General features: G+C 73.5%; 4 protein-coding genes. 3 read left to right on the top strand and 1 reads right to left on the bottom strand.

Features of this window, described 5'->3' with window-relative positions:
• Nucleotides 1-162: 162 nt before the first annotated feature.
• Both ACFUEL_RS26285 and ACFUEL_RS26280 read left to right on the top strand, forming a co-directional pair.
• Entirely contained in the window at nt 163-432 is a 270-nt protein-coding gene (locus ACFUEL_RS26285; protein WP_380239234.1) for a hypothetical protein, read from the top strand.
• A 147-nt stretch (nt 433-579) separates the two neighbouring features.
• Nucleotides 580-2,007, top strand: coding sequence for a serine hydrolase domain-containing protein (locus tag ACFUEL_RS26280; protein WP_380239233.1), 1,428 nt, complete (start codon nt 580-582; stop codon nt 2,005-2,007).
• A gap of 190 nt (nt 2,008-2,197) precedes the next feature.
• On the opposite strand, the gene ACFUEL_RS26275 is transcribed toward ACFUEL_RS26280, so the two are convergent.
• On the bottom strand, nt 2,198-2,623 hold the full coding sequence (locus ACFUEL_RS26275) for an ATP-binding protein (protein WP_380239232.1): 426 nt from the start codon (nt 2,621-2,623) through the stop codon (nt 2,198-2,200).
• A gap of 554 nt (nt 2,624-3,177) precedes the next feature.
• Between ACFUEL_RS26275 and ACFUEL_RS26270 the strand changes: the two genes are divergently transcribed.
• A complete protein-coding gene (locus ACFUEL_RS26270; RefSeq protein WP_380239231.1) occupies nt 3,178-10,497 on the top strand; it encodes a LamG-like jellyroll fold domain-containing protein in 7,320 nt (2,439 codons plus the stop codon).
• The last annotated feature ends 34 nt before the right edge of the window (nt 10,498-10,531 follow it).

Here is a 10,531-nt window from a genome sequence, read left to right as displayed (position 1 = left end):
TCCAGCCCGGCGCCCTCGAAGCGGGCGAACCAGCCGCGGACGGTGTCCACGTCGGTGGTGGCGGGGGCGAGGTGGACGGGCGGGGCGGCGCCGGCCGGCAACTGGGCGAGCTCGGACCGGCGTTCGACCAGCGGGCGAACGGTCAGGTCCTCGTCGTCCAGGGTGAGCAGGTCGAAGGCGACCAGGGCGGCGGCGGGGGTGCGCGCGGCCGGGGTGCGGACCCGGGAGGCGGCGGGCGCCGAAGAACGTCCCGGACTGGCTGCCGACCGCGCGGATCGCCTTCCCGTCCGGGCGCACCCGGCCTCGCCGGAGCGGGCGCTGAAGCTGTGCGCGCACCAGGGCGCGGGCGACCTGCCCTACCCGCCGGACTTCCCGAAGATGCCGGGCGAGCCGTCCCGGGTGCAGCCGAGCCGGGCCCGGAAGCGGGGCTGAGCGGCGCCGAGCGGGACCGAGCGGGGCTGAGCGGGTCGGTACCGGGGCCGCCCGGAAAATCCGTGGAACCGGGGCCGGACCGTCCGTAGCATGCCCGGGTCGGCCTCCGCCCCGCCCCAGGGGCCCGTACCCATCGGGGAGTTCGGGATGTCCGCTCAGCGCCTCCGGTTGCCGCGTTCGGCGCCGTCCGCCGCCGGTGTCTCCTCCCGGGCGGTGGGTGCGCTGCTGGACCGGCTGGCGGAGCTGCCGATCGAGTGCCACTCGCTGCTGGTGGTGCACCGCGGGCAGGTCGTCGCGGAGGGCTGGTGGGCCCCGTACTCGGCCGAACGGCCGCACCTGCTCTACTCGTTGACGAAGTCGTTCACCTCCGTCGCGGTGGGCCTCGCGGTCGCCGACGGGCTGCTCTCGACGGACGACCGGGTGGTCGACCTGCTGCCGGAGCAGGTGCCGGCCGGCGTCTCGGCGCAGGGCCGCCGGCTCACCGTCCACCACCTGCTGACGATGACCACCGGGCACCCGGCGGACGGCCTGGAGGCGGCGTGGGAGCGCGAGCCCGGCGACCTGGTGAAGGGCTTCCTGGGCCTGCCGTTCCCCGTCCCGGCGGGGACGCGGCACGTCTACGACAACGCGACCACCTTCCTGCTGGCCCGGATCGTGGAGCGGGTCACCGGCCGGGGCCTGCCGGAGTTCCTCGACGAGCGCCTGTTCGGGCCGATGGGCGTCGACCACGCCGAGTGGGACCGGGTGGGCAGCGGCGCCGCGTTCGGGTTCCACGGGCTGCACCTGACCACCGAGGCGGTGGCCGCCTTCGGCGAACTGCTGCGGCGCGGCGGCCGCTGGGGGGACCGGCAGCTCGTCCCGCGCGAGTGGATCGGGCTCGCGACGCGTCGGCACGTCGCCTCCGAGTCGTTCATCAGCGGCGCGGAGGACCCGGACTTCTCCTGCGGCTACGGCTACCAGTTCTGGATGTCCCGGCACGGCTACCACGGCCACGGCGCCTTCGGGCAGCAGTGCGTGGTGGTCCCCTCGCACGACCTGGTGGTGGCCGTGACCGCGCAGGGCGAATCCCAGCCGGTGTTCGACGCCCTGTGGGAGTGCCTGCTGCCCGGCATCGGCCGCGCGGACGGCGCGGCGGCGGACGCGGCGCTGGCCGACCGGCTGCGCCGGCTGGCGCTGCCGCCGGTACCGGGCGCGGCCGGCCCCGGACGCCGGGCCCGCGCGGTCCTCGACGCCGCCCCGGAGGGCTCGGCGCTCCCGGACGGCTCGGCGGTGTCCGTCACCCCGGCGGACGGCGGGTGGCACGTCCGCCTCGGCACGCTCCCGGACCTCCCGGTCGGCCACGGCGAGTGGCGGGAGGGCGCCCCGCTGGGCCGCCCGGTCCTGGCCTCCGGCGCCTGGCAGGACGACCGCTTCGTCGCCGACCTGTGCCTGGTCACCACCCCGCACCACGTCCGGCTGACCGTGGACACCACGACGGGAACGGCGACGGCGGTGTGGAGCACCGTGCCACTGACCGGCCCCCGGCTGGAACTGCACCTGCGCTCACCACTGATGACCCGGCCGGACGTCGCCTAGGACGGGCGGCGGGCGGCCTGCGGCGGCAATCGGCGGCGGACGGCGGCGGACGGCGGCGGGGCGGGTCGGCCGCGCAGGGTGGTGGGGCCGGGGGTGGGGCCGTACGCCCGGCGGTGGTGCCGGGGGCGGCCCCGGTCGTGGTCGGCGCCTGCTCCGTCTCGGCGTGGCGCCCGTGCTGCGGGCCGGGGTCTCAGGGGGTGGGCAGGGCGGCCCACACGGTCTTGCCGCCGGGGAAGGGCGACACGCCCCACTCCGTGGAGATCTGCTCGACCACGTGCAGGCCGTGGCCGTGGGGCTGTCCGGGGCGCCAGGGGCCGGGCAGCGGCCGGTTGGCGACCGGGTCGGTGACCGCGACGGTCAGGTGGCCGTCGGCCAGGTCGACGTCCAGGCAGGTCGCGCCCGGGGTGTGGTCGCAGGCGTTGGCCAGCAGTTCGCACGCCACCAGCAGGACGTCGTCCCGGCGCCGCGCCGCCCCGTCACCGTCGCCGTCGCTGTCGTCCGCGCCGGGCAGGGCGGCCAGCACGTCACGCACGCAGCCCATGCCGGGGCCGACCGACCTCGTCCCGTCGGGCCCGAACTGGAAGTGCCAGTGGCTCTCGCCGGTTCCGGGGTCCATGGGCCTCCACCTCCCACCGCGACACGGACACGAACACGAACACGGATACGGACACGGCTTGCTCTCGCGCCACCCGCGCGTCTTTCCGCTCGCACCCGAACGGTAAACGGGCGCCGGTGGCGCCTGGGCACTCCCGGTCGCTCCCGGGGCCGTGTCCGGCCGTCCGCGGGAGCAGGGCCGAGCCAGGACACCGGCGGAGTCCCCCGCCGGAAGGACCCCGACCACGGGCCCCGTCCTCACCGCCGACCGGCACCCCGCCCCGCCGGGCACGCTCGTCGTCGACCGCCCACGGGCCGGACCGTGGTGGACGCCGGGGATCGGCGGGACGTTCCGTGGCTCCGGGTGCGGCGGCTTCCCGCTCGGCCCGTCATCGAAGTTCGGCCATCTGACGGTCTATCAAGTCATAAATGGGAAGCCTTCGTTCGCATGTCCTTCACAGGATGTCCGCAGCTGTCAGACTGGCCGACGCCCCGCGAGGGGCGCGATGCGTGTCCATCGCCGCTCCTGGCCGGGGGAGAACGGGAGCGGCGTTCCGTTTGTGTGGGAGGGGAACGGTGGCATCTCAGGAATCCCTGCTGAAGGTCTACGGAGACCGGTCGTACCGGCACGTGACGATGGCCCGGCACCAGGGCACGACCATCGCGTTCGCGATGGACTCGGCCCGGCGGATCGTCTACTCCGTGCTGGATCTGGCCGGACAGCAGTCGAAGGGGGACGCGGACGCCGCGTACTGGAGCGACAACCCGGCCGAGCTGGTCCTGCCGCGGGAGATCGCCGAGGTGGGGTTCGCCGCGGTCGGGGCGACCGCGATGCCGACGGTCAAGCGCGGCGGGGCCGAGGCAGGGGTCGACGAGCGGCCGTTGGACAGCGAGATCGACCCGTACCTGTCCACGACCGCGCGGTTGACCGCGGACGCCCCGTTCCACGTGGTGTCGGACGGCACGTACGTGGTGGTGCTGCGGCAGTCGATCGGCGATCCGCACCCCGACGCGGTGTACAAGCTGACCGGCGGCGGCTGCTCCGCCGACGCCTCCCGCACCGACTACGTGCTGAGCGGCACGAAGAAGGTGCCGCTGGTCCGCGACACCCTGCTGTGCGACCGCTTCCTGCTGGTGGACGGCAAGCTCAAGCCGGTGCTGGAGGTGCGCTACAAGCGCAGCCGGCACGCCACCCGTCCCGCCTCCGCCAAGGACACCCTGGGCACCGAGGACATGGAGGGCCGGCCGTTCTACGAGCCGACCCAGGAGCTGTCGTTCGTCCGCAACCTGACCCGCGGCCGGTTCGCCGCGGTGCTGGTGCCCACCGCGGTCAACGGTGCGTGGCGCTGGCAGTTGTTCGCCCACAACGACGCCACCGGGAGGATCGACGGCTTCAGCGTCGAGCAGGGCGTCCAGGGGCTGTTCAACACCCAGGGCACGCGTTTCTACACCAGCCCGGACCCGCTGTACCGGGACGCGGTCTTCGAGCGCAGTCCGGGCACCTGCCCGTTCACCAACCAGGACCTGGTGCCGGTGACCAGCACCCAGGGGCACGCGGAGACCGCGCTGGGCCTCAGCGGCGCCAACGACGCGCACGTCGACCTGGGCGACCCGGCGGCGCTGCGCTTCGGCGGCAGGGCGTACTCGGTCGAGGCGTGGATCAAGCCCACCGCGTACGACTGCCCGGTGCTGTCCCGCGGCGGGGAGTACCGGCTCGGCCTGGACGCCGGCGGGTCGCTGCGCCTGGCCCACGAGGGGGCCGCGACCACGGTCGACTCGGTCGACGTCGTCCCCACGGACGTCTACACCCACGTCGCGGCCACCTTCGACGGGACGACCGCGAAGCTGTACGTCAACGGCAAGCTGTCCGGCAGCGGCGCGCTGCCGTTCACGCCGGCCACGGGCGTGAACACCCTGATCGGCAAGCAGGTCTCCGGCACCACCGCCGAGCTCTTCGAGGGCGACCTCGACGAGGTGCGGGTGTGGAGCCGGGAGCGGTCCGCCGCCGAGCTCGTGGACAACCTGAACCACCGCCTGATCGGCAGCGAGCCGGGCCTGACCGCCTACTACCGGTTCGACGAGGGCTCCGGGACCACCGCCTACGACCAGAGCGACCGGGCCCTGCACGGCACGCTCAAGGGCGACGCGAAGTGGACCGGTTCGGACGCCCCGGTCGGCGACCACCCCGGGGTGCGCCGCGACAGCTTCGTCCTCAAGGGACGCACGGTCGAGTCCGGCATGTCCGCCGTGATCTACCACCAGCAGGAGAACGTCTCGGCCGGCTACCGGCCGGACCCCAAGCCCGCCAAGCGGCAGGCCCGGGTGCTGCTGGCGTTCGCCGCCAAGTACGGCCAGGAGCCGGCCCTGGTGAGCCTGGACTTCGCCGTCGGCCGCGACGGCCGGCTCGCCCAGGTGCCCGACGTGCTGGATCCGGCGGTGCTCCGGCGGCCCGTGAAGGGCCAGGACTCCGAACAGGTCAGCGCCCTGCAGCAGTTGATCCGGCAGCTGGAGCCGGAGGTCGCCGCCCTGCCGGTGGAGATCGCCCGGCTCAAGGGCACGGCCAACCAGGTCGCCTACTGGCAGGGGGAGCACGACCGGCTGCTGCCGGGGTTCGAGCGGCTGGAGCAGCAGTACTTCGCCGAGAAGGACGTGCCGACCGCCTGGTACTACGCCCTGGAGGTCAAGGTCCCGCGCGAGTCCGACGGCCAGTCGCTGCGGTACTTCAACGCCCCCTTCCACACGTCGGTCATCGTCTCTCTCAGCCCCTCCCGCTCGACCTGGCGGCTGGAGGCCACCGGCGAGAGCCAGAACGGCAAGCCCTACTACTGGCTGGTCGGCAACAACTCGAACAACCTCGAGCTGCACATCCGCAACAACGCGTCGGCGCAGAACAGCGTGCTGGACACGATCGTCCGCGAGCCGGGCAACCCCTTCGCCCAGTTCCAGCTGACCGCCGAGGGTGACTACACCCGCATCGTCAACCGGGGCAGCAAGCTCGCGCTGGGCATGCCCGCCTCGTTCCCGGCCCCCATCCCGGTCCAGGCGACCGAGTGCCTCACCGGCGACTCCGGCCTGATCAAGATGGTGCGCGTCTCGCTGTGCTCGGGGCTGGACACGGCCTACCCGCCGGCCAAGCAGGAGATGGACAACGCCCGCCAGCGCCTCCAGGAGGCGAAGACGGCCGTGCAACGCGTCAAGGAGCTCGAACTCCGGCTGATCGGCAAGCAGGCGGACCTCAAGGACGCCCAGGAGAAGCTGGCCCGCCTGTCGACGGCCCTGCAGGGCGACGACGACCTGACCGTGGCCATGCCGCTGATCTCCGTGGACACCACCGGGCTCAGCCTCTCCGGCGGCCTGCTCGAGTTCGCCCGCGGCACCGACCGGCCCGCGCTGCTCGACAGCGGCACCGGGAACGTCGTGCTGTACTTCCGCGGCGCCAACGAGCAGTTCTTCGCCGTCTACTACGACACCGCCGTCACCCGCGGCACCCAGCGGCTGACCGGCAACGGCGGCACGCTCGGCTTCCTCGCCCGCGACCCGGGCGTCCTGCTGGACAACGCCGTCATCAAGGTCTCCGACGGCGACGCCCCCGGCCGCTGCGACCTGACGGTCACCGTCGGCGGCGACACCGAGACCTGGCGCTCGCTGCCGCGCAAGGCCGAGCAGCTGGCCGCCGCCCTGGTCGGGCAGGCCGGGCAGGCGGTCACGGTCGGCACCGTCGCCCAGGTGACCGGCAGCACCGTGGAGTTCACCGCGGCCACCACCGTCGCGGTCGCGGCCAAGGCCCACCTGCAGATCGGCGCCAACGGGTACGCCGCGTCCGCCGCCGTCCCGGTCGGCGCCAAGACGCTGGACCTCACCACCGCGGGCACGGCGGTCAAGCCGGGCGACACGGTCACCGTGGTCGGCTACGACTGGGCCCGCGCCGAGTCCACCCGGGTGGGGGTCCTGCTCTCCGCCGGCTCCCGGCTGATCACCCTGAGCACCGGCGGCGCCACCTCCGTGCCCAACGGCACGGCCGTCCTGGTGACCGGCGGCCGCGGCTGCCGCTGGCGGGCCGAGATGCCCGGCCGCGCCTTCCTGTTCGACGGCAGGGACCAGTACCTGACGCTGCCGGCCGCCCAGCAGAAGAACGCCGTCCCCGCGGGCGACCTGACCCTGGAAGCCTGGGTCAACCCCGAGGCCGGGCAGGGCCGGATCGTCCACGGCCGGACGGACGGGTCGGGGTACTCGCTGGCGCTGGCCGCCGTCGACCTCCCGGCGCGCCAGTTCTCCGGCACCACCAAGGTCGAGCTGACCAACTCGCTCGACCTCGCGGGCCGGGACTTCACCGTCGAGCTGTGGGCCAAGCGCAACCAGGCCCGCGGCCGCCGGGAGCCGCTGCTCGCCCACGGCGTCATGTCAGGTGCCAAGGACCAGACCCTGCACCTGCACTTCACCCCCGACGGGGCCTTCACCTTCGCCCTGTTCGGCGACGACCTGACCACCCCCCAGTCCTACCCGGACCTGGGGTGGCACCACTGGGCCGCGGTCTACAAGCACGCCACCCGCGAGCAGATCGTCTACCGGGACGGCACCGAGGTCCACCGCGGCACCGCCGCCGGCGCCTACACCGGCAGCGGGCCGCTGGTCCTCGGCCACCACCCCTTCACCGGGGACTACCTGGACGGCCAGATCGACGAGGTCCGGGTCTTCGGGCGGGTCCGCACCGCCCACGAGATCTCCACCGAGCGGAACCAGCGGCTGTCCGGCCGGGAGCCCGGACTGCTCGGCTACTGGACCTTCAACGAGCCGAACAGCCCGGCCTCCCCGATCAAGGGCTACCAGGTGGTCGCCCGGGTCGGCGACCGGGTGCTGCGCTCGGCCGACCGCTTCCCGTGCAACGAGTGGGCGCACCTGGCCGCGACCTTCACCCAGGCGTGGGCCCTGCGCCTGGACGGCGGCGAGGGCCTGTCGGTGGCCTCGCAGGACTCGCTGAACGTCCTGGAGGACCTCACCGTCGAGGCGTTCGTCCAGATCGACAAGGTGGGCGCGCCGATGGCGCTGGTCACCAAGGGCACGGCCGTCAACGGCGGCCGGGAGGGCGTCCCCTACCAGTTGGGCGTCCTGGCCGACGGCCGGGTGGAGTTCGCCTTCGCCGAGGCCGACGGGAACCCCGTCCGGTACGTCTCCGACCGGGCCGTCAAGCCCGGGGCCTTCCAGCGGATCAGCGTGGTGCGGCAGCGCCGCAAGGCCGAGGTGACCGCCGCCACCGGCACCCAGCCGGCCACGGCCGGCCAGCCCGAGCAGGACATCCGCTTCTACCTCGACGGCGCCCTGGCCGGCAGCCACGTCTACGGCGGCCCGGGCGCGCAGTCCAACAGCAGCGACCTGGAGATCGGCCGGGGCCTGAACGGCGTCCTGTGCGAGGTGCGGCTGTGGAACTCCGCACGGACGTTCAACCAGCTCGGCCGGCCGGTCGCCGCGCGCGAGAAGGGGCTGCTGGCGCGCTGGGCCTTCGAGGAGAACGCCGGCAACACCACCCTGGACGCCTCCGGCTCCTTCCCCGCCAAGCTGCGCGGCGCCCGCTGGACCCGCGACGTCGACCCCGCCGCCAGCCCGCTGCGGCTGTACCGCAACGGCGAGCCGCTGTTCGCCACCACCGCCCCGCTCCCGGCGGACCTCCTCCCCTACGGCGATCAGCAACTCACCCTCGGTGCGCGGCTGGAGGGGGGCAGGCCCACCGAGCTGCTGACCGGCACGCTGGAGGAGGTGCGGATCTGGCGCACCGTGCGCACCCGGGAGCAGATCCTGGACAACCTGTTCACCCGCCTGCGCGGGGACAAGCAGGACCTGCTCGGCTACTGGACGTTCGACCGGGACTCCACCGCCGCCGCCACCACCTCGGTGCGCGACGAGGGCCTGCGCGGCAACAACCTGGCCTTCTCCCCGAAGCGGCCGCGGATCCTGCTCTCCACCGCGCCGGTGTCCACCGACACCGCCCAGGTGCGCTCGGCGCTCGCCGACGTCCGCACCCCGTTCCACGACACCGTCTCCGGCGCGCCCGCCGCCTCCGAGTACGCCGACCTCCAGTTCGACGCCAAGGGCGAGACGCTGGGCGTGCTCAAGCGCTGCTACGGCTTCGTCCGCGACGGCCGCTGGCACCTGGTCACCGGCTACAAGGTGGGCGACCTGACCACCGAGTGGGTCGGCCAGGCCCAGTTCGACCCGCAGCTGATGGGCTACATCGAGGGCGCCCCGCCGGTGCCCTCGGAGAACCTCACCGACAACCCCGACGGCTTCCCCGCCGCCTCCTCGGTGGAGTTCACCGAGGCCGACCAGGTGGTGCGCAGCCTCTCCTCCAGCAAGACCCGCAGCGTCAACGCCGCCTTCAACTTCTCCTTCGGTGTCGAGACCGACGCCAGCGTCCTGAAGATCATCGCCCCGCTGGGCATGGGCACCGCGTCCCCGCTGGCCGAGGGACAGATGAAGTTCTCGGGGAAGGGGAGCCTGGAGTTCTCCAACACCTGGAGCACCGACACCAAGGTCAGCCAGGGCAAGAACACCGCCCGCAAGACGAAGCTGGCGCTGACCGGGTACACCGAGGACGCGGCCAAGGCGCTGAACCCGGCCGTCGGTCTCCGGTACGTGCCCGCCAACACCGGCATGGCCCTGGTGCAGTCGCAGACCGCCGACGTCTTCGCGCTGCGCCTGGCGCACACCGGCGCCCTGGTCGCCTACCGGATGCTGCCCAACCCGGACATCCCGCTGGACTGGAACATCGTCCACTTCCCGATCAACCCCCGCTACACCAAGCAGGGCACCCTGGACGGCGCGGTCGGCTTCGACGCCGCCGGCAAGGTCACCGACCCCGACTACCCCACCGCCACCGGCTACGGCGAGTACAGCTACTTCAAGCCCCGCGACGCCTACGCGCTCAAGCGCCGCATCACCCGCGACCAGCAGCGGCTGGAAGCCTTCTACGAGTCGGTCTCGACCGAGACCCACCACGCGGACCCGACCGAGGCCCAGGCGCAGTCGGTGCTGCGCTCGATGGGAGTCTCCGGCGGGCAGCAGGACACCGGCCGCGGCACGTCCGGCAGCGCGGCCGCGACGGGCTTCTCCCACCGGGACCTGGTCAACACCTACGTCTGGACGGCCCAGGGCGGCTTCTTCTCCGAGACCACGGAGGCCACCGACGCGGTCAGCGAGACCACCTCCGGCTCGTACAGCTTCAGCGGCTCGTTCGGCGCCAGCTTCGAAGGCAGCTTCGGCGCCCTCGGCCTGGGCTGGTTCGGCAGCCTCGACGCCTCCGTGGGCGGGGGTTTCAGCGTCACCCGGGCCAGGAGCAAGGACGCCTCCCGCTCCTTCGGCCTCGACGTCCAGTGCGCGCCCTCCGGCGACCTGCAGCGCCTCGACGCCAACGGCAAGCCCGTCTACGACGCGGCCGGCAAACCCGTCCTGGTACCGGGCAAGGTCGACGCCTACCGCTTCCTCACCTTCTACCTCGGCGAGAGCAGCGCCAACTTCGACGACTTCTACCACAAGGTCGTCGACCCGACCTGGCTGCAGGGCAGCAACGCCCCCGACGCGGCCGCGCTGCGCCAGACCCGCCAGAGCTCCGCCAAGCCCCCGTGCTGGCGGGTCCTGCACCGGGTCACCTACATCAGCCGGGTCCTCGCCCCCGTCCCGCCGCCCGGCGCGCCGCCGCTGGAGCGGGCCATGCGCACCGAGAACATCGCCAGCAACTACGAGCTGATCAAGCGCCTCGAACCGTACGTCCGCCCCGCCGCGACCAGCGCGGCCGGCCTCGCCGCGGCCACCCGCGACGCCCTCGCCGCCCAGCTGCCCGAACTCCTGCCCCACGCGGCCGAGATCACCGAATACCTCGGCCACTACTTCGGAATGGAGAACTGACCCCCCGCCCGGCCCCCCGACCCGTCGGGGGGCC

This window comes from Kitasatospora sp. NPDC057198 (assembly GCF_042670125.1).
In the GTDB taxonomy this organism is placed as follows: Bacteria; Actinomycetota; Actinomycetes; order Streptomycetales; family Streptomycetaceae; genus Kitasatospora.
Note: the sequence above shows the minus strand (reverse complement) of the source record. Positions and strands in the feature narration are given on the sequence as shown.

Excerpts from the sequence above, each read along its gene's own strand:
- ACFUEL_RS26280 (WP_380239233.1), top strand. The coding sequence starts at position 580 with ATGTCCGCTCAGCGCCTCCGGTTGCCGCGTTCGGCGCCGTCCGCCGCC.
- ACFUEL_RS26275 (WP_380239232.1), bottom strand. The coding sequence starts at position 2,623 with ATGGACCCCGGAACCGGCGAGAGCCACTGGCACTTCCAGTTCGGGCCC.